Here is a 19,421-nt window from a genome sequence, read left to right as displayed (position 1 = left end):
GCCTATTCGGCGTCCGGCGGCGGCAGGAAATCCACCTCGTGCTTGGCCGAGACGGCCACGACTTCGGCCGGATCCGCGTCAGGCCCGAGATTGTGAAGCGCCCAGAACAGGTCGTAAAGCCGCGCCGTGGGCGAGACCCAGAACAGGCACTTGAAATCGGTGTCGGTCTTGTTGAACAGGCCGTGCGGAATGCCGCGCGGAAGCTTCAGCGTGTCGCCGGGCTCCGCCACGCCTTCCTTGCCGTCCAGCACGAAGTCCAGCCGGCCGGATAGCATGTAGATGAACTCGTCCTGGGTCGGGTGGATGTGCGGCGGCACGAAGGTGCCGACGGGGAAGGTCGCGTGCCAGGAGAACGAGCTCTCGCAGTTGTGCTTGGGCACGTAGATCTGGCCGAGAATGTTCCAGCGGATGTTGTCGATGCCGTCGCCGGCCTTGGTCAGGCCGCCCGTCAGGGTAGTCATCACGCACCTCATTGAATCGGACCGAACATGCGGGCGCCGCCGACCGGCGCGCGGCCGGCCGGCGGACTGACGAACTCTACATCTTGCACTGCGAGACGTAGTTGTCCTGGTAGTCGTCGAAGACCTTCTTTTCCACGACGGTCCAGTACTTGCCGTCGTCACGCTTGGTGGCCTTGACCAGGTAGAAGTCCTGAATCGGGTAGTGGTTGGGGCCGAACTTGAAGTCGCCGCGCAGGGACTCGAAATCGGCCTTTTCCAGCGCCGCAATCAGCGCCTTCTTGTCGGAAAGGTCGCCGCCGACGGCCTTCACGGCGGAATCGATCAGCTGAGCGGCATCGTAGGCCTGCATGGCGTAGGTGCCGGGGATGCGGCCGTACTTCTCCTCGTAGGCCGCCACGAAGGCCTTGGACTTCTCGTTGTCCATGCTGGGTGCCCAGTTGGCACCGCCATAGAAGCCCTCGGCGGCGTCCCTCTGGGCCGGCAGCGTCACCTCGTCCACGGTGAAGGCGGAGAGGAAGGGGATGCTGTCGAGGCCCGCCTGGCGGTACTGCTTCACCAGGTTCACGCCCATGCCACCCGGCATGAAGGTGAAGACCGCGTCCGGCTGGGCGGCGGCAATGCGGGCGAGTTCGGCGGAGAAGTCGAGCTGGCCGAGCGGGGTGTAGACCTCGTCGAGAACCTCGCCCTCGTAAGAGTGCTTGAAGCCGGCCAGCGAGTCCTTGCCGGCCTGGTAGTTCGGGGCCATCAGGAAGACCTTCTCGTAGCCCTCGTCCTGGGCCACCTTGCCGAGCACCTCGTGCACCTGGTCGTTCTGGTAGGAGGTGACGAACAGGAACTCGTTGCAGCCGCGCCCGGCGAGCACCGACGTGCCGGCGTTCGGGCTGATGAGCACCGTCTCGCTCTGGGTGATCGGCTTGGCGATCGCCATCATGATGTTGGAGAAGATCGGGCCGACCACGAAGTCGGCCTCGTCGCGCTCCACGAGTTCCTTGGCCTTGTTGACCGCGTTGTCGGGTTTCAGCTCGTCGTCGACGACGATGACGTCGGTCTCCATGCCGCCAAGCTTGCCGCCCATGTCCTCCACGGCGAGCAGAAACGCGTCGCGTGCCTGTTCTCCGATGACGCCGGCCGGGCCGGAGAGCGTCAGCATCAGGCCGACGGTGAGCTTGTCGTCCGACTGGGCGTAGGCCGAGCCGGTCAGGGTCGCGGCCATGGCAAGGCCAAGGGCCGTAGTCCGGATGGAAGGCATGTGGTGTGGTCTCCCCACTGGATGCTGATCACGCTCTGGATGGCCGGCGCCTGTTTTCAGGCTGCCGGAAAAGGCAATTCGCTTCGCCCGCACGGGTCGAGGCCGGCACATCTCCCCCGTGCCGGCAGCATGCCCCCTGCGCGCCAACCGCCTCCGGGCCGTGCCGGCTGTGTCGCCGATCGTGCCGCCTGGGGAGGTGGTCAAAATTATTTTATGCCTGAAATATCTCGCGCGGCAACGAAGATTGAACAATCGGTTAACATGGCGCGGGATTGTGCAGCGCAGCGGGCTGGCGCTACCGGCCCCGATCTAGCCGTCGTTGGAGGCGTTCAGCTCTTCCGGCCGCATGCCTTCGTCGCACACGATGCGCCCCTCAACGACGCGGACGCCCGGGCCGCCGGTTTCGTCTGCGTCCAGGAACAGAATGCCCTTGGCCTCGAACGCGGACCGAAGGCGGGCGAGGGCGGCAGGATCGGTCCCGGTGCCGGCCTCGATGCGCTCCACATCCGCTTCGCTTAGGCCTATGGCTTCGCCAAGCTCGCCGGCGCCCCAGCCAAGGGCCGCCCGGGCCATGCGGATCTGAACGGGTTTCATGGGACGCTCTCCTGTGCTCGCCACCCTCCGCCGCGTCGCCATGTGCGGCGGGAGCCGGTCTGTGTCTGTCTGTCCACGGTACGGAGCCGTCCCGGCGCCGGCAAGCGGGAGGATCCCGGCTTTTCGGGCGGCCCGGAGCCTGTACGATGCGGTGGCGGCGGAATGACCGCGGGCAGGGCGATCAGGAGCGGCGGGACGATGACACGGACTTGGTTTGCGGCGAACTGGATGAACGCCGGCGTCGTCGCCGGGCTGTTCCTGCTGGCCATCGTGCCGGTGGTGGCGGCCGACATGAGCCTCGCGCTGCTGGCGGTCTACCTGCAGCTTCCCGTCTACATGCTGCATCAGCTTGAAGAGCATTCCGGCGACCGTTTCCGCCGCTACGTGAACGAGACGATGGTCGGTGGAACGGAGGCGCTGACGACGCCGGCCGTCCTCGTCATCAACATCGGCGGCGTCTGGGGTATCGACCTCGCGGCGCTCTATCTCGCGCGTTTTGTCTCGCTGGGGCTGGGGCTGATTGCCGTCTACCTGACGCTCGTCAACGCCCTGGTGCACATCGTCGGTGGTGTGGTGCAGCGGCGCTACAATCCGGGTCTCGTGACGGCCATCGTCCTGTTCCTGCCGGTCGGGCTCTGGGCCCTCGTGACGGTCTCGGACGCGCCTGGGGTCGGCGGTATCGATCACCTGGTGGGTGGTCTCGCCGCCGTCCTGGTTCACGTGGCCATTGCCGTTCACGTCAAGCGGCGCGCGCGAAAGCTGCTCTCCGCCTAGGTTCTTCCCGCGAAAGGACGGGAGCACCGGCCATTGCCGGTTGTGCGCAGGCAAGGCAGGAGAAATAGTCGGGTTGTCGTGCGCCGGGGTGGGCCCACAAGGAGATCCGACATGATCAAGGAATTTCGCGATTTCATCGCCAAGGGCAACGTCATGGACCTTGCCGTCGGCATCATCATCGGCGCGGCCTTCACGGCAATCGTGCAGAGCCTGGTCAACGATTTGATCAACCCGGTGATCGGCCTGATCCTCGGCGGCATCGATTTCACCTCCATGTTCGTCGTGCTGTCCGGCGACGTGCCGCCCGGAACAAGCCTGGAGGCGGCGCGGGAAAGCGGCGCGGCGATTTTCGCCTACGGGGCGTTCCTGACGCGCTGCATCAACTTCCTGATCATCGCGCTGGTGGTGTTCATGCTGGTCAAGTTCGTGAATCGCGTCCGCTCGCTGGCGGAAAAGCCGGACGACGTGGAGCCGGAGGTGAAGACAGGCCCCTCGCAGCTCGATGTGCTTATCGAGATCCGCGATGCCCTGCGGTCAGAGGCGCCGAAGTAGGGCGCCACCGTGCTGCAGCGACTGTCTGAAGACCGGGGAGAAGGGGTGGTGTGCCCGCTCGGACTCGAACCGAGGACCATTCGATTAAAAGTCGAATGCTCTACCAACTGAGCTACGGGCACCCGGAGCGCCGCATCGTGGCGGGGCGGGCCCGCAGCGAACGCTCGAAACCGGCACCCGAAGGGGGCCGGGCGCGGCCGGTGACCGCGCATGACGTTCGGGTAGTGGGTTTGCCGCGTCGCGTCAACCGCGCACGGGGGGCGTCCACGGCGGTGTCGCGTCGCAGACGGCGTGACGGGAGACGCCGGAGCGCCTCCCGTTGATAGTGGTGCCTGCGGACAGGTGGAGGACCGCCCGATCGCCTACATCGCCGGCAGGATGGTGATGTCGCGGATGGCGCCGCCGGCGCCGGCGATCTCGCCTTTGCCGGTTGCCTTGCCGCTCTCGAGATCGACGGAATAGAGCATTCCGCCGTTCACCAGCCACGCGGTGTTGGTCATGTCGGCATCGGTTGCGATGTCGAAGGCATAGGTGTCGCCCGGCTCATCGATTCCCAGCTTGCCGATGGCGGCAAGCGTCCCGTCGTTCGGCGAGGTCTGCTGGATCACCGCAACGATGGTCGCGTCGATGTCGTACATCGCCGTCTTCTGCGGCTTGCCGAAGGAGTTGATGTAGGCCGCCGCCACGATCTCAGGCGCTTCGCCGGCGTGCATGTCCTTCTTCTCGAAGGCGAGGCTGCCATCCACGGTCACGGCACCGGTGTCCACGTCGACGCGGTGGTTGGTGGTGCCGGTCATGTAGCGCAGCTTGTCGGCCATCGGGTTGAAGTCGACGATCACCGGCGCGTCGGTCATGGGCAGGGCCTTATCCATGGTGGAGAGCTCGCTGGCCTTGCCGGTGTCCCAGTCGATGGTGACCACGACGTTGTCCGGGGTGACGCCCACGAGCGTCTTGTTGGCGGGGCGCAGGTCGATGCCGACGAGGCGGTCGACGCCGGACACGTCCTTGCTGGCGCTCACCTCCAGCGTCTCGGTGTCGAACAGCACCAGCGTCTTGTCGCCGACGAGGCCGACGGCTGGCGCTGCGCTCACAGCGGCCGTGGACAGGAGCAGGGCGGTGGTCGACAGAAGGGCGAAACGGGTCATTGGGGGTCTCCCTGGTTGCGGGCCGGAATGCGGCACCGCCCCTGACGACACGGCGGCTCGTCGTTTGGATGCAGACCAGCAAAACTTTTTTTTGCATCCGTTTCGCCGAACGGCGTGTCAGTCTCGTCATGAGACACGCGACGAGTAGACGTGCGTTCGGCGTGCGTGCGATAGGACCGGTCATGAATCACACCTCTCCGAGCGTTTCGGCGGACGGCGTCGCATCGGCCGAGGCGCGGCTCAGCGCCGCGCTGGTGGCCTGCGGGCGCGGCGAGCGCTCCGGCATCGGCGATATCCTGGACGTGGAGGGCCGGCAGCTCCTCGGTGTCGCGCGGCGCATGCTCCAGCGCCGCGAGCTCGCAGAGGAGGCGCTGCAGGACGCCATGGTCCAGGTCTGGCGCAAGGCCGCCCAGTTTCGCGTTGGAGAGGGATCGGCCCGCGGCTGGATTTACGCCGTTCTTCGCAACCGCTGCCTCAACATCCTGCGCGACGACCGGCGGCTGTCCATCGTGCCGCCTGAGGATCTCACTGCCATGCAGGACGCCCGCCAGGACGCCGCCTCCGAGGACGTGTGGCAGGGCCTGCCGACGTCCGACCGGTTGCGCGGCTGTCTGGAGACGCTCGAGCCGGAAACGCGCCGCTGCGTGCTTCTGGCCCATGTCGCCGGCTACAGCCACGGCGAGATCGCGGCGCAGCGGCGGGTCCCGCTGGGGACGGCGAAGTCCTGGATCAGGCGGGGGCTCCTGAGCCTGCGGGAGTGCCTGTCATGACCCGGCCCATCGACGAGCTGGCGGATGAGTTCGTACTTGGCCTTCTGGAGGACCGGGATGCGGCTGAGGTGGAACGGCGGCTGGCGGCCGACCCGGCGCTTGGCTTGGCGGTGGCGCGGGCGCGCGATCGCTATCTCTCGCTGGACCTGACCGCCATTCCGGAAGACCTTCCGGATGGTTTCGCCGAGCGCATCGGCGCCGAGATCGACCGCGACGAGGGCACCGGAGCAGCGTCGGCTTCCATGCCGGCTGCCAACGAAAACCGGCCGCGTCGCCTGGCCCCGCGCTGGATCGCGGCCGCGGCGGCCCTCATCGCCTTCGTGGTGGGAACCGGCATCGGCTGGCAGGTCAATCAGAGCGAGCCCGTCGTGATCGCCGTTCTTCTCGATGAGACCGGCACGCCACGCGCCATGGTGGAGGATTTCGGCAACGACACTGCCCGCGTTCGCTTCCTTGCCGATGTCGACGTGCCGGACGGCCGCGTAATGGAGGTCTGGACCTTGCCGTCGGCCGACAGGGGACCGGTTTCACTGGGGATCCTGGATGCGGTGGGCCCCGCGGTCCTGCACGGGCCCGACCTGCCGGCACCGGCCGGCGACCAGCTCTACGAAATCACGCTTGAGCAGGCCGGTGGCTCGCCGACGGGCCGTCCCACCGGACCCATCGTGGCAAAGGGCTACGCCGCTCCGCAGATCTGACCGTCGCCGGATGCTGCCACGGACCTAGCCGAAATCGGTGCCGAGCGGCCGCTCCTTGGCGACCTTGTCGAAGGCCATCAGGTCCGCGAGCAGCGCTTCCAGATCCTTCAGCGGCACCATGTTCGGTCCGTCGGACGGCGCGACCTGCGGGTTGTCGTGGGTCTCGATGAACACGCCGGCGATGCCGACAGCCACCGCGGCGCGCGACAGCACCGGCACGAAGCGCCGGTCGCCGCCCGAGGAGGTGCCCTGGCCGCCGGGCTGCTGCACGGAGTGGGTGGCGTCGAAGATGACGGGGGCGCCGGTGGCGGCCATGACCGGCAGGCCGCGCATGTCGGTCACCAGCGTGTTGTAGCCGAAGCTCGCGCCGCGTTCCGTCACCAGCACCTTCGCATTGCCGGCGCTGGTGATCTTCTCCACCACGTTCGCCATGTCCCAGGGCGCGAGGAACTGGCCCTTCTTGACGTTGATGACGGCGCCGGTCCCGGCCGCCGCGACGAGCAGGTCGGTCTGGCGGCAGAGGAAGGCCGGGATCTGCAGGATGTCGACCACCTCGGCCACCGGCGCGCACTGGCCGGCCTCGTGGATGTCGGTGAGGACCGGTAGGCCGAAGGCTTCCCGGATCTCCGCGAAGATCGGCAGCGAATCGGTCAGTCCGAGGCCGCGCGTGCCGGACCGGCTCGTCCGGTTGGCCTTGTCGAACGACGTCTTGTAGACGACGCCGATGCCGAGCTTCTCGCCGATCTCCTTGATGGCGGCGGCCATCTCCAGCGCATGCGCCCGGCTCTCCAGCTGGCAGGGGCCGGCGATGATGGAGAGCGGCGCGTCGTTGGCAAAGTGGACCCGGCCGATATCGACGGTTGTGTCGGGGCGATGCGGCGGGGTGGCGGTCATCGGTCTGAAACTCCTGGCAAGCGGTTCTGGCCGTTCCTATCCGCTGTCCGGGCTGCCGTCGAGACGCAGATGAGCGATGGCGTAGACCGGAACGCCGAAGATGGTCTCGACCACGGTGCTCCATGCCGCGACCGGTGGCGGAAGCTGCTCCATCACGTCCTCGAGATCGACGAGCCGCCAGCGCGTATCGCCCCACACATAGTCCTTTCGCGTGCGGACCCCGGAGACGAACTCGATGGACGGGTCGGCGCGGGCGAGGGGGCCGATGGCCGGGTGGTAGCGGGCTGTGCCGACCATCAGGAACGAGAACGCGTCGTAGACGAATTCGGCCGGACGATCGCACACGCGGTCCGCCAGTTCGCGAACAAGCGTGGCTATGGCGGCGCGTGGAAGGTAGGGCAGCAGCCCTTCGGCGATGATGAGAACCGGGCCATCCGGCAGATCGATGGAGGTGAGCCAGCCGGCTTCGGCCACCGATCCGGGCACGAATTGCCGATGGTCGGACGGGGTGGCAAGGTCCGCATGCAGCGCGACCGCGCTCGGCAGGTCGACGCCGATCCACCAGGCGGGTGTACGGGCCTGCCGCTCGAAGCCGGTGGATAGCCCGGATCCCAGGTCGAGAACGCCGCCGTCCGGATGCCTCTCCACGAACTCCGCGACCAGTCGATCGAAGATCTTGCACCGGGCGATGAAGCCCAGAATGCTCATCGGATCGGAGATCATGGCGGGGGCGTCCAGCCCGAGCCTCTCGACGATCCGCTCCGCTGCGGGGTCGGCAAAATGGGTCGAGGGAAACAGCTGCGCGGCCTGCGCTCGGGCGCAGAGCGGCACCAGCGACGTCCGGGCAACGCCGTGCAGGGCGAGATCGAGTGCGGGACCCACGGTACGCCTCCCGGACAGGCCGGTCAGCGGTCCGCCCGTCCCGGCCGATCCCTCAATCGAGGGTGGTTCTGGTCGAGGGGTGCAAGTGTGCCGCAGTTCGGGGCGCTCGTCATCCCGCCTGACAGCGGGTCGACGCATCTCAGCTGGCGGGCACGAACCGGTAGCTGACCCCACCACCATCGATGGGGGCCACGAGGATGGCGTTGCCGTTCTCGGTGAACGGCACCGAGCCGGCCGTGAGTGCGGCTCGGGTGGCGTCGGGATCGCGAACGCCGAAGGTCATCGCTGCGAAGCGCGACACGACCTTGCCGTCGAACGCGTCCGAACCGTAGCGGGCCGCGAATGCTGCGGTGTCGACGAGTTCGATGCCGCTGCCGTCGGCAAGCGTGATGAGCGCGCCCCAATCCTCGCGCGTGGGCGCCACACCGGTGATCGCCGCGAGCATCGCCTCGGTGCGCTCCGGGTTGGGGCTGACCATGGTGACTCTCAGCAGCGTCTCGGCCGTGTTCGGATGGGTCTGGTAGGCCGCGTGCCAGAAATTGTCCGGTGCGTGGTTGTGGCGCAGCGCGAAGATGCCGGCCCGGACGAGATCGGGATGGCTGGCGAAGGCGAGGGTGAAGGAGACGGGAAGCTCGCTGCCGTCCGGCGCCTGGGCGGTGCGCTCGAACGAGAATGTCGGGTAGCGCGACAGTCCCTGGGCGGCGAGATGGGCGGTGAGGGCTTCCGGATCGTCCGTCTTCAGCGCCAGCTTGGCGATGCCGGCGCCTTCGCCGATCAGGAAGTCGCGGTTGAAGCTCGGAAACGAGTAGCGGTCGGGCCGCTCTTCCGGAAACAGGCTCTCGTCCACGATGGCGAGATGTTCCAGGTAGGCGCCGCGCAGCTGCACCAGCGTGTTGGCGGTGCCGAACGGGTGCTGGGCGGGCGGCGTGGTGCGGAAGCCGAGGCGACCGGCGGTGACGGCTGCCTCGGCAAGGCTCTCGGCCACCACGACGGTGTGGTCGATGCCGGTGATCATGGCGTCGCCCTCAAACGAGGCGGCTCTGCTCGACCGCTGCGGAAATGAACGAAGCGAAGAGCGGATGCGGCTCGAACGGCCGCGACTTCAGCTCCGGATGATACTGCACACCGATGAACCACGGATGGTCGACGAGTTCCATCGTTTCCGGCAGGAGTCCGTCCGGCGACATGCCGGCGAAGTGGACGCCCTTGGCCTCCAGCCGGTCGATATAGTGCCGGTTGACCTCGTAGCGGTGGCGGTGGCGCTCGGAAATCTCGGTGGAGCCATAGATGCCGCAGATGCGGCTGTTCTCGCTGAGCGCTGCCGGGTAGGCGCCGAGCCGCATGGTGCCGCCGAGGTCGCCTTCTGCGAAGCGCTGCTCCAGCTCGTTGCCGCGCATCCACTCCGTCAGGAGGCCGACGACGGGCTCCTCGGTGGCGCCGAACTCAGTCGAGCCGGCCTTCTCGACGCCGGCCAGGTTCCGCGCCGCCTCGATCACCGCCATCTGCATGCCGAAGCAGATGCCGAAATAGGGCACCTCGTGGGTACGCGCGAAGCCGGCGGCGGCGATCTTGCCTTCTGCGCCGCGCTCGCCGAAGCCGCCTGGCACCAGGATGCCGTGGACGTTCTCCAGCCAGGGCGCGGGATCCTCCTTCTCGAAGATCTCCGATTCGAACCACTCGATGTTCACGCGGACATTGTTGGCGATGCCGCCGTGGACCAGCGATTCGATCAGCGACTTGTAGGCGTCCTTCAGGCCCGTGTACTTGCCGACGATGGCGATGCGGACCTCGCCCTCCGGCGACGACACGCGCTTGGAGATCTCGCTCCAGCGCGTCAGGTCGGGAGACGGCGCGCCGGTGATGCCGAAGGCGGCGAGCACCTCGGTGTCGAGCCCCTCGTTATGGTAGGAAATCGGCACGTCGTAGATCGACGCCACGTCCAGGGCCGGGATGACCGCTTCCTCGCGCACGTTGCAGAACAGAGCCATCTTGCGCCGCTCGCCGGGAGGGATCTCGCGGTCGCAGCGCACCAGCAGGATGTCCGGCTGGATGCCGATGGAGCGCAGCTCCTTCACCGAATGCTGGGTCGGCTTCGTCTTCAGCTCGCCCGCCGACGGGATGTACGGCATCAGCGTGAGGTGGACGAAGATCGCGTCGTTGCGCGGCAGGTCGTTGGAGAGCTGCCGGATTGCCTCGAAGAAGGGCAGGGCCTCGATGTCGCCGACGGTGCCGCCGATCTCCACCAGCACGAAATCGAAGTCCTCGTTGCCGGTGACGACGAAATCCTTGATGGCGTCGGTAACGTGCGGGATCACCTGCACGGTGGCGCCGAGATAGTCGCCGCGGCGTTCCTTGGCGATGATGTCCTGGTAGATCCGGCCGGTGGTGATGTTGTCGTGCTGGTTGCACGGCCGCCCGGTGAAGCGCTCGTAGTGGCCGAGATCCAGGTCGGTCTCCGCGCCGTCGTCGGTCACGAACACTTCGCCGTGCTGGTAGGGCGACATCGTGCCGGGGTCGACGTTGAGATACGGGTCCAGCTTGCGCAGCCGTACCCGATAGCCGCGTGCCTGGAGCAACGCGCCGAGAGCCGCCGAGGCCAGTCCCTTGCCAAGCGAAGAGACCACGCCGCCGGTAATGAAGACGTAGCGAGCCATCGGGCGGTTATCCTAGTCTTTCGACGGCTTTTGGGGAGGGGTGAACCGGGGAACGGGAAAGCTGTCCCCGGTTTTTTGTCGTCGCGGGCTGCGCGCCGGTCCTCACTGGGAGGTGGGGACCTGCGGCCCGCTGGGCGACGCCGGGGCGGTCGGGGTGCCTGTGGCGGGGGCCGAGGCGTCGCCACCCGAGCTGCCGCCTGTACCGAGGTCCTCCAGCGTGTCCAGGATGCCCGAGCCGCTGCCGCGCGTCGGATCCGTGGCCGTGCCGCCGGGCGCCGTCTGCGAGGCGGGCTGGTTGAGATCGTCCAGGATGGAGGACGGGGTCTCCTGGTTGCGCGCCAGGATGGTCAGCCCGATCGACGTGGCGAAGAACACGAACGCGAACAGGGCGGTCGCCTTGGTCAACGCGTTGCCGCTGCCGCGCGCCGACATGAAGCCGCCGCCGCCACCGCCGCCGATACCGAGCGCGCCGCCTTCGGAGCGCTGCAACAGGATGACGGCGATCAGCGCGATGACCACCATGAGATGAATGACGATGAGAACGGTTTCCATCGTGCCCTTCGAGATCGTGTTCGAGAACCGGCCGCTTCCATGGATGGCCAAACGCGTCCCGCACGGCCGAATCCGGACCTGCCCGGGGGAGGCGAAGCTGACCATGAGGAAAAGCGCCGGCGCGCCACAAGCGCGGCCCTTGCTCGTCCCCGCGAACGGGAACGACGGCGCGGTGATACACGAAGACAAGGCGATCCGCCAAGCCTCGCGTTTCACCAGCGCTCGCGCCGACCAACGTGGTCCCCCGCGCGCGCCTTGACAAGAGACGGCCTGCGTGTCCTGTCTCGCCGCGCTTTTTCCAGAACACACGCGACCCGCCCTGAAGCAACCGGCGGGCGCCGGCGGCCCGGAGCGCGGGCTGCCCCGACAATCGAGGCGAATGGATGCACCGGTATCGTAGCCACACCTGCGGCGCGCTGCGCGAGGGAGACGTTGGAACCTCCGTCCGGATCTCCGGCTGGGTCCACCGGGTGCGCGATCACGGCGGCCTGCTCTTCATCGACCTGCGCGACCATTACGGCATCACCCAGGTGGTGGCCGACCCCGATTCCCCGGCCTTCCAGATCGCCGAGACGGTCCGTTCGGAGTGGGTGATTCGCGTCGACGGCGAGGTGAAGGCCCGCACCGCGGAGACCACCAACGATCGTCTGCCCACCGGCCAGATCGAGGTCTTCGCGCGCGAGATCGAGGTGCTGTCGGCCGCTGCCGAGCTGCCGCTGCCGGTCTTCGGCGATCTCGACTACCCGGAAGAAACCCGCCTCAAGTACCGCTTCCTGGATCTGCGCCGCGAGCAGATGCACAAGAACATCGTCAAGCGTTCGGAGATCATCGCCTCGATCCGCCGCCGCATGACCGATGCCGGCTTCATGGAATTCCAGACGCCGATCCTGACGGCGTCGTCGCCGGAGGGCGCGCGCGACTTCCTCGTCCCCTCGCGGCTGCATCCCGGCAAGTTCTACGCGCTGCCCCAGGCGCCGCAGCAGTTCAAGCAGCTGATCATGGTGGCGGGCTTCGACCGCTACTTCCAGATCGCGCCGTGCTTCCGCGACGAGGACGCCCGCGCCGACCGCTCGCCCGGCGAGTTCTACCAGCTCGACATCGAGATGAGCTTCGTTGAGCAGGAAGACGTGTTCGGCGCCGTCGAGCCGGTGCTGCGCGACCTGTTCGTCGAGTTCGGCAACGGCCGACGGGTGACGGAATCCTTCCCGATGATCCCGTATGCCGATGCCATGCGCCTCTACGGCTCCGACAAGCCGGACCTGCGCAACCCGATCCAGATGGCCGACGTGACCGAGCACTTCGCCGGCTCCGGCTTCAAGGTGTTCGCCCGCCAGATCGAGGCCGACGACCGCGTCCAGGTCTGGGCGATCCCGGCGAAGACCGGCGGCAGCCGCGCCTTCTGCGACCGCATGAACTCGTGGGCTCAAGGGGAAGGCCAGCCGGGCCTCGGCTACATCTTCTTCCGCGAGGGCGAGGAGGAGGGTGCCGGTCCCATCGCCAAGAATATCGGCCCGGAGCGCACCGCGGCGATCCGCGCCCAGCTTGGCCTGGACGCCGGCGACGCCGTCTTCTTCGTCTGCGGCGTGCCCAAGACCTTCGTCGACTTCGCCGGCCGCGCCCGCCAGAAGGTCGGCTTCGAGCTCGGCCTGGTGGACGAGGACCAGTTCGCCTTCTGCTGGATTGTCGACTTCCCGATGTTCGAGTGGGATGACGAGAACGACAAGGTCGACTTCTCCCACAACCCGTTCTCCATGCCCCAGGGCGGGCTGGAGGCGCTGGAGACGATGGATCCGCTGGAGATCAAGGCCTTCCAGTACGACATCGTCTGCAACGGCGTTGAGCTGTCGTCGGGCGCCATCCGGAACCACAAGCCGGAGATCATGCGCAAGGCGTTCGGCATCGCCGGCTACGGCGAGGAAGTGCTGCAGGAGAAGTTCGGCGGCATGATCCGCGCGCTGGAGATGGGCGCCCCGCCGCACGGCGGCATCGCGCCGGGCATCGACCGCATCGTCATGCTGCTCTGCGACGCGGAGAATTTGCGCGACGTGACGCTGTTCCCGATGAACCAGCGCGCCGAGGACCTGATGATGGGCGCCCCGTCGGAGGTCTCCGCCAAGCAGCTCCGCGAGCTCCACATCCGGCTGAACTTGCCGGAGTAACTCACAAGGCGGGCGCTTAGGGCAGGGCGCCCGCCCCATCCACCGCTCATTCCCGCGAAGGCGGGAATCCAGGGCTTCGGGCTGCGGCCTGCCCGTTTACCCCTCACGCCGGGTGAGCTTCGCGCACCGGCTCCGGACGGGCGCGACGTGACTCCTTTACGGCGCGAGCGCTGACGGAAACCGGTTCCCACTTTTCCTGCGCCCGCTAACCGGCGCGCGGTTGCGCGCTGATGGGTGCTGTCGAGCCAAGCCGAGTCTGGTTCAATCGGAGCCAGCTCCTGCACGCCTCTCATTTCCCCGAATGCGGAGAAGCGCGCAAACTAGCGCTGCCCTGAGCGCTCACATGATGATATCTGGCGGGGCTCAAAGGTGATGACGATGACCCCGAAGACCGATTCCGACGCCCCGTCCCCGACGGCTGCCATCCATCCGGCGCTTGCTTCCGCCCTTGCGGCGAAGGGCTACAGCGAACTGACCCCGGTCCAGATGGCGATGACCGATCCGGATCACGGGGACGCCGACCTGCTGGTCTCCGCGCAGACGGGCTCGGGAAAGACGGTCGCCTTCGGCATCGCCATCGCGCCGACGCTGCTAGAAGGCGAGGCTCGGTTCGACGTCGCCGCGGCGCCCCTCGGCCTGGTGATCGCGCCGACGCGCGAACTCGCCATCCAGGTCCAGAGGGAACTCGATTGGCTCTACGCGGAAGCCGGGATCCGGATCGCGACCTGCGTCGGCGGCATGGACATGCGTACCGAGCGCCGGGCGCTCGAGCGCGGCGCCCACCTGGTCATCGGCACGCCCGGACGCCTGCGCGATCACATCACCCGGGGCGCGCTGGATCTCTCCGCCGTCCGCGCCGTGGTTCTCGACGAAGCCGACGAGATGCTGGATCTCGGCTTTCGCGAAGATTTGGAGTTCATCCTTGGCGCGGCGCCCCAGGAGCGCCGCACGCTTCTGTTCTCGGCGACCGTCCGGCGCGGCATCGCCGAGCTCGCCAGCACCGTGCAGAGGGACGCGGTGCGCATCGAGACGACCGCGTCCACCGAGCAGCACGCCGACATCGAATACCAGCTGATGCTGGTGCGGCGCGACGAGCGCGAGCACGCCATCATCAACACGCTGCTTGAGTCCGACAGCCTGAGCGCGCTGGTCTTCTGCCACACGCGCGAGGCGGTTCGCCACCTGACCGCGCGCCTGGCCAACCGGGGCTTCGCGGTGGTGTCGCTGTCGGGCGAGATGGCACAGTCGGAGCGGTCGAACGCGCTGCAGTCCATGCGCGACGGGCGGGCGCGCGTCTGCGTGGCGACCGATGTCGCGGCGCGCGGCATCGACCTTCCGAACCTCGACCTCGTGGTCCACGCCGACATGCCGAGCAAGCCGGAAACCCTGCTGCATCGCTCCGGCCGGACCGGCCGCGCCGGCCGCAAGGGTGTCTGCGTGCTCATCGTTCCGGAGAACAGGCGGGGCGCGGCGCAGCGCGTGCTGGCCATGGCGAAGCTGGCGGCGACCGTCCGTGCAGCACCCGGCATTGCCGATATCGAGGCGCGCAACCGTCGGCGGATCGTCGATGCCGCCGTCTCCGCCGCCGAGCCCGACGAGGCGGAGGCCGACCTCGTGGCCGAATTGCTGGAGCGGGCCGGGCCGCAGCGCATCGCGGCCGCATTCCTGCGCCAGCAGATCGCCGCCCACCCGGTGCCTGAGGAACTCCTGCCGCTTCCCACCGAGGCGCTCAGGACCAGGACGCCCGGGCGCGACCGCCGGTCTGCCGACACGGGCGCGCCGGCGCGCGAGCCGCGCGGCCCGGACATGCGGGACGGCGTCTGGTTCACCATCTCGCTGGGGCGCAAGCATCGCGCCGATCCGAAGTTTCTGCTGCCGATGATCTGCAACGCCGGCGGCGTGTCGAAACGCGATGTCGGCGCCATCAAGATCGACGCCACCGAGACCCGGTTCGAGATTTCCGCCGACAGGGCCGCCGGTTTTGCCGACCGGCTCAAGCAGCCCGGCAGCCTGGAGCGCGGCATCACGATCGCGCCGGCCGGCGAGGCGGGCGCACGGCCGAAGGCGGCGAAGCCGAAATTCAAGCCGGGCGGCAAACCCGGCCACAAGCCGGGCCACAAGCACCAGGCGGCGCCGGCCGATCACGGCAAACCGCCAAAGCACAAGAAGCGCAAGCCGAAGCGCCCGGACTGATCGGGGCCACTTGAGCCCCTGGGCCGCCACCCACACTCCGCTCATTCCCGCGAAGGCTGGAATCCATAGGGCCTTGCAGCCGGCTCATGCGGAATGAGAGGCGGAGAGCGCTGCCGACATCGGGGCGCGATCACGTCTCCCACCCATTTGGCGAGTCAGCATGGACCCCCGCTTTCGCGGGGATGAGCGGAGGTGGGGGCTGGCTCCGGGGATCTGACCTCAGACCCTGCGTACTCCTCCCACCAGCGCGCGAGATTTCTACCGCCCCACCCACGTCCCGTGCAGCCCCTGGGGTACGCGCTGGGGCATGCGGATGACGGCGACGGGCTCGCGACTGACGTCGGCGGCGTCGAGCAGCACCAGGTCGCTGGTCATGGCGGCGGGGTCGGTGGCGAAGACGGCGAGATAGCCGTCGTCCTCGGCCGAGGCGCCGGGCTTCGGGATGAACACGGGCTCGCCCGCGACCCGTTCGCCGAGGTCGTGGGTGCGGGTGGCGCCGGTCTCCGTGTCCACCTTGCTGATGGCGTTGAAGGTGGCGGAGGGATGCGGTCCGCGCGTCAGCGTGCCCGTCAGCTGGGGCACGTAGACGAAGCACGTCGCCCGCGCCTCCAGCCGGTCGTTGACGCGGGGAAACTCGGTGGCGAAGTCGGAGATCCTGGCGTCCCGGATCTGCCGGGTCGCCGGATCGAGCACCAGGCGATGCAGATGCGGCGCCCCGTCATCGCCGTCCGGGCCCAGGCTGAAGGCGGGGTGGCGCACATAGTCGATGATGATGGAGCTGCCGCGCTCGAAGCCGTTGGCGAAATGGTAGACGAAGAAGGGGTCGGCCTCGAGCATGGTCGGGGCGCTGCCGTCGAGCCCCACCACGGCGATGGTCGTGCCGAGATCCGGCCGCCAGGCGAGGACCGAGCCGCCGCGCTGCGCCGCCTCGATGTCGAAGATGGCGGGACCCACCAGCAGGACCACGTGGCGCTCGGTGAGCACGAAGTCGTGGATCATGCTGGGGGCGGGCAGCCGGACGGTGAAGTTGTCCGCAAGACGCCCGGCCGGATCGATGCGGCGGACCTGAACCTCCGGGCTCTCGGGATCGTAGGCGATGGCGAACAGGTCGCCGGTCACCGGGTGGTGGCGGTTGTGGGCGCCGATGGGCAAGGGGGCGCCGGTGCCGGCGGTCCATTCGCAGAGCGTCTCCAGCTCCATCGTCATTTCGTAGGCCGCTTCCGCCTCGCCGAGCGCCAGGAGGTGGCCGCCGTGGGACAGCACGTTGATGAAGGCGCCGTTCTTGAAGGGCGAACCGGGCCCGCCCGGCGAAAGCAGCGCCGGATCGATGGGGCGCGGCGCCATCAGCCCGCCCCAGACGGCGTGCCCGGCACGGCGCTCAACCTTGAGCTCCCTGGTTTCCACGAAGCGGTTGCGATAGCGGGCGCGGCCGTTGTCGAAGAAGACGGCGTGGATCATGCCGTCGCCGTCGAGCGGGTAGGTGTAGGAAAGCGGCTGAAACAGCGGGTTCGGTCCGTTGCGCATGTAGGCACCGGAGAGGTCCTCCGGGATGCGGCCGGAGACCACGGTGAGGTCGGCGACGTCGATTTCGCGCGCCACCGGCGTGAAGACGCCGGCGAGGTGCGGATCGTCGGAGTGCCAGGTCGGATCCTCGGGGCGCAGGGCATCGGTCATCGGCGGGTCCTGGGGCTTTCTCGGTGAGGCGCGGGATGTGTCGTTCCTCGCGCTCCGGGCCATAGCAGACGCGGCATGCGCATCGGATGACGGTGAAGTGCGGTCCTTGGATGCCGGCCTGCAACCTCTGGGTTTATGCGACGGCGGCCGGCCGGACAATCTCGGCGCTCGGTTGTCTGGCCTCAGCGCGTTGCCGCGACGAGGTCCATCACCGTGTCGATGATGGTCGTCACGAGGTGAGCCCGATCAGTTGTGGATGGCACGCGGTTCTGGGCGATCAACGATGCGGCGCCGTGAACCGTCGACCAGAGCGTAAAGGCGAGCGTGTCCGGGTCGCGGTCGGGCAGGTAGCCCTCCGCCTGGCAGGCGAGCAAACACCGCTCCTCAAGACAGAGCTGTCGGTATCGATTTCCCATAGCGGCAACATCCTAGCAGGGTGTTGCACTTCGTTTGTGCAATCAGGGAATCCATAGGGCTGTGCAGCGGACGCATGCGGAAGGAGAGGCGGAGGGCGCTGCCGCCATCGAGGCTCAACCGGTCAGGCCTTGCACCAGGCTAGTCTCCACTCACTCCCGCTTTCGCGGGAGTGAGTGGAGACTGGGGCAGGTGCCCGGAATGGGACGGGATTACGCGAGCGTGTTCACCGGCCGTCACCAACAGGCCGCAGACCGGAAAACTGCCACTTTCGCGGCATCCATTCTCCAGAAATTCAGTCGTCATATAATATTCGAACATGTCACGATCCGGATTTTCTTCTTGACGATACACTGACAACAGTTCACGGTCCGACCCGGCTGAGCGAGATCAGGGGGATCAGGCATGAAGACTTTTGCGAGGGGCGCGATCGCAGCCTGCCTGCTTGCCGGACCGGCGCTGGCGGCGGACCTTGAATTTCCGTCCGAGGTGAGCTGGGCGACCTACCATCCGATGGCAGCGCAGCAGGCCCGGGCCATCGGCGACGCGCTGCACGCGGCGTCCGGGGCGACGCTGCACGTCCAGCCCGGCGGCTCAGACCTCGCCAATGCCGGGCTGTTGCGCGACGGCGCGGTGGACTTCGCCGCCACGGCGGTGGCCGGGTCGATTGCCGCGCAGGAGGGCGTCTTCGACTTCGCGGCAGAGGACTGGGGCCCGCAGAAGGTCCGCCTGGTGCTCGCCAACACCGACGAGCCGATCAATTTCGGCATCGCGGTGGCCGGCGACGCGGGCGTGGAGACCTATGCCGACCTGAAGGGCAAGCGGGTCGCCTGGTACACCGACCTGCCGGTGGTCAACGTCAACACCGAGGCGCATCTGGCCTATGGTGGGCTCGGCTGGGACGACGTCACCCGCGTCGAGGTGGCGGGATCGTTCGGGCCGGCGCTGAACGCGCTGCGGGACGGCCAGCTCGACGCCGCCTTCGCCGGGGCCAACGAACGCAGCCGCAAGGCGGCCGAGGGGCCGCGCGGACTGGTCTGGCCGCCGGTCGACCCGACCGACACGGCGGGCCTGAAGCGGCTGGAGGCGGTCGCGCCCTATTTCGTGCCGCACACCGCCACCGAGGGTCCCGCCGCGGCCGGGTCGGCCGAGCAGCACCCCGGCGTCCACTACCCCTACCCGATCCTCGTCGCGCGGGAAGACACCGACGCCGGGCTCGTCGAAGCCATGACAACGGCGCTCATCGAGCTCTATCCCCGCTACGAGGGCAAGGCCTTCGGCATCGACGGCTGGGCCGTCGATCCGCAGCAGCTCCTGTGGTTCGTGCCCTATCACGACGGCGCCGTCGCCGCGCTGAAGGAGGCCGGCGTGTGGACCGACGCGGCCCAGGCGCACAACGACCGGCTCGTCGCCCGCCAGGAGGCGCTCGCCGCAGCCTGGGCGGCGCTGAAGGCGGAAAACCCGGACGACTGGCAGGCCGCGTGGGAGGCCCGCCGCCACGCGGCGCTCGCCGACGGCGGTTTCCGGCCGGTGTTCTGAGGGCGGAGCCAAGGGGCCGGAGCGGCGGGACGGACAACGCGTCGCCGTTCCCCCTCGGTGGCCGATCCTTTAGAGCGGCCGCCGGGAACTATCTGGGGCCGGGGAGCGCCGCGTGATCGAGTGCCTGATGCTGGACGTCGACGGGGTGGTGGTGCATCCGCGCGCGACCGCGCGCCGGCCGAGCGAGCGCAGGAAAAGTGGGAACCGGTTTTCCGTT

General features: G+C 68.1%; 18 protein-coding genes and 1 tRNA gene. 7 read left to right on the top strand and 12 right to left on the bottom strand.

Annotated elements, in window-relative coordinates; translation table 11 throughout:
- Positions 1–2 precede the first annotated feature (2 nt).
- The 3 genes from C507_RS0102940 to C507_RS0102930 form a co-directional block, all read right to left on the bottom strand.
- On the bottom strand, positions 3–461 hold the full coding sequence (locus C507_RS0102940; protein ID WP_018698164.1) for a cupin domain-containing protein: 459 nt from the start codon (positions 459–461) through the stop codon (positions 3–5).
- 76 nt (positions 462–537) lie between these two features.
- The gene (locus tag C507_RS0102935; RefSeq protein ID WP_040400443.1) at positions 538–1,710 is read right to left on the bottom strand and encodes an ABC transporter substrate-binding protein; all 1,173 of its coding nucleotides are present in this window, start codon (positions 1,708–1,710) and stop codon (positions 538–540) included.
- A 309-nt stretch (positions 1,711–2,019) separates the two neighbouring features.
- Complete coding sequence (locus C507_RS0102930) at positions 2,020–2,304, bottom strand: helix-turn-helix domain-containing protein (protein WP_018698162.1); 285 nt, start codon at positions 2,302–2,304, stop codon at positions 2,020–2,022.
- A 198-nt stretch (positions 2,305–2,502) separates the two neighbouring features.
- On the opposite strand from C507_RS0102930, the gene C507_RS0102925 reads away from it, so the two are divergent.
- Positions 2,503–3,078 (top strand): HXXEE domain-containing protein, encoded by a 576-nt coding sequence (locus C507_RS0102925; RefSeq protein ID WP_245559635.1) that lies wholly within the window; start codon positions 2,503–2,505, stop codon positions 3,076–3,078.
- Positions 3,079–3,189: 111 nt separating this feature from the next.
- Positions 3,190–3,630, top strand: a complete 441-nt coding sequence (mscL, locus tag C507_RS0102920; RefSeq protein ID WP_018698160.1) for a large conductance mechanosensitive channel protein MscL — start codon at positions 3,190–3,192, stop codon at positions 3,628–3,630.
- 46 nt (positions 3,631–3,676) lie between these two features.
- On the opposite strand, the gene C507_RS0102915 is transcribed toward mscL, so the two are convergent.
- Positions 3,677–3,752, bottom strand: a tRNA-Lys gene (locus tag C507_RS0102915).
- Positions 3,753–3,992: 240 nt separating this feature from the next.
- Positions 3,993–4,775 carry a DUF4394 domain-containing protein gene (locus C507_RS0102910; protein WP_018698159.1) on the bottom strand — a complete coding sequence of 261 codons (783 nt, stop codon included), beginning with the start codon at positions 4,773–4,775 and terminating at the stop codon, positions 3,993–3,995.
- A 182-nt stretch (positions 4,776–4,957) separates the two neighbouring features.
- On the opposite strand from C507_RS0102910, the gene C507_RS0102905 reads away from it, so the two are divergent.
- Together C507_RS0102905 and C507_RS0102900 are read left to right on the top strand one after the other, a co-directional pair.
- A complete protein-coding gene (locus tag C507_RS0102905; RefSeq protein WP_018698158.1) occupies positions 4,958–5,545 on the top strand; it encodes a sigma-70 family RNA polymerase sigma factor in 588 nt (195 codons plus the stop codon).
- Positions 5,542–6,243 carry an anti-sigma factor gene (locus tag C507_RS0102900; RefSeq protein WP_018698157.1) on the top strand — a complete coding sequence of 234 codons (702 nt, stop codon included), beginning with the start codon at positions 5,542–5,544 and terminating at the stop codon, positions 6,241–6,243. The genes C507_RS0102905 and C507_RS0102900 overlap by 4 nt, the downstream gene beginning before the upstream one ends.
- A 24-nt stretch (positions 6,244–6,267) precedes the next feature.
- Here C507_RS0102900 and kdsA read toward each other — a convergent pair whose 3' ends face one another.
- The 5 genes from kdsA to secG all read right to left on the bottom strand — a co-directional run bounded on the left by kdsA (position 6,268) and on the right by secG (position 11,225).
- A complete protein-coding gene (gene kdsA / locus C507_RS0102895; protein ID WP_018698156.1) occupies positions 6,268–7,137 on the bottom strand; it encodes a 3-deoxy-8-phosphooctulonate synthase in 870 nt (289 codons plus the stop codon).
- 36 nt (positions 7,138–7,173) lie between these two features.
- Complete coding sequence (locus C507_RS0102890) at positions 7,174–8,019, bottom strand: class I SAM-dependent methyltransferase (RefSeq protein ID WP_018698155.1); 846 nt, start codon at positions 8,017–8,019, stop codon at positions 7,174–7,176.
- A gap of 139 nt (positions 8,020–8,158) precedes the next feature.
- Positions 8,159–9,034 (bottom strand): VOC family protein, encoded by an 876-nt coding sequence (locus tag C507_RS22225; RefSeq protein ID WP_018698154.1) that lies wholly within the window; start codon positions 9,032–9,034, stop codon positions 8,159–8,161.
- Between the two features lie 10 nt (positions 9,035–9,044).
- Positions 9,045–10,673 (bottom strand): CTP synthase, encoded by a 1,629-nt coding sequence (locus C507_RS0102880; protein WP_018698153.1) that lies wholly within the window; start codon positions 10,671–10,673, stop codon positions 9,045–9,047.
- 102 nt (positions 10,674–10,775) lie between these two features.
- Complete coding sequence (gene secG, locus C507_RS0102875; RefSeq protein WP_026318798.1) at positions 10,776–11,225, bottom strand: preprotein translocase subunit SecG; 450 nt, start codon at positions 11,223–11,225, stop codon at positions 10,776–10,778.
- Between the two features lie 383 nt (positions 11,226–11,608).
- Here secG and aspS point away from each other — a divergent pair, with 383 nt between their 5' ends.
- Together aspS and C507_RS0102865 are read left to right on the top strand one after the other, a co-directional pair.
- Positions 11,609–13,384: an aspartate--tRNA ligase gene (gene aspS / locus C507_RS0102870; RefSeq protein WP_018698151.1), complete on the top strand. Its 1,776-nt coding sequence runs from the start codon at positions 11,609–11,611 to the stop codon at positions 13,382–13,384.
- A 372-nt stretch (positions 13,385–13,756) separates the two neighbouring features.
- Positions 13,757–15,577: a DEAD/DEAH box helicase gene (locus tag C507_RS0102865; protein ID WP_018698150.1), complete on the top strand. Its 1,821-nt coding sequence runs from the start codon at positions 13,757–13,759 to the stop codon at positions 15,575–15,577.
- Between the two features lie 258 nt (positions 15,578–15,835).
- Here the strand turns inward: C507_RS0102865 and C507_RS0102860 are convergent, their stop codons facing one another.
- Together C507_RS0102860 and C507_RS0102855 are read right to left on the bottom strand one after the other, a co-directional pair.
- Positions 15,836–17,251 carry a carotenoid oxygenase family protein gene (locus C507_RS0102860; protein WP_018698149.1) on the bottom strand — a complete coding sequence of 472 codons (1,416 nt, stop codon included), beginning with the start codon at positions 17,249–17,251 and terminating at the stop codon, positions 15,836–15,838.
- Positions 17,252–17,433: 182 nt separating this feature from the next.
- Positions 17,434–17,667: a TetR-like C-terminal domain-containing protein gene (locus tag C507_RS0102855; RefSeq protein WP_083923344.1), complete on the bottom strand. Its 234-nt coding sequence runs from the start codon at positions 17,665–17,667 to the stop codon at positions 17,434–17,436.
- Between the two features lie 403 nt (positions 17,668–18,070).
- Here C507_RS0102855 and C507_RS0102850 point away from each other — a divergent pair, with 403 nt between their 5' ends.
- Entirely contained in the window at positions 18,071–19,204 is a 1,134-nt protein-coding gene (locus C507_RS0102850; RefSeq protein ID WP_018698147.1) for a TAXI family TRAP transporter solute-binding subunit, read from the top strand.
- Positions 19,205–19,421: the final 217 nt, after the last annotated feature.

Source organism: Amorphus coralli DSM 19760 (assembly GCF_000374525.1).
Lineage (GTDB): Bacteria > Pseudomonadota > Alphaproteobacteria > Rhizobiales > Amorphaceae > Amorphus > Amorphus coralli.
Note: the sequence above shows the minus strand (reverse complement) of the source record. Positions and strands in the feature narration are given on the sequence as shown.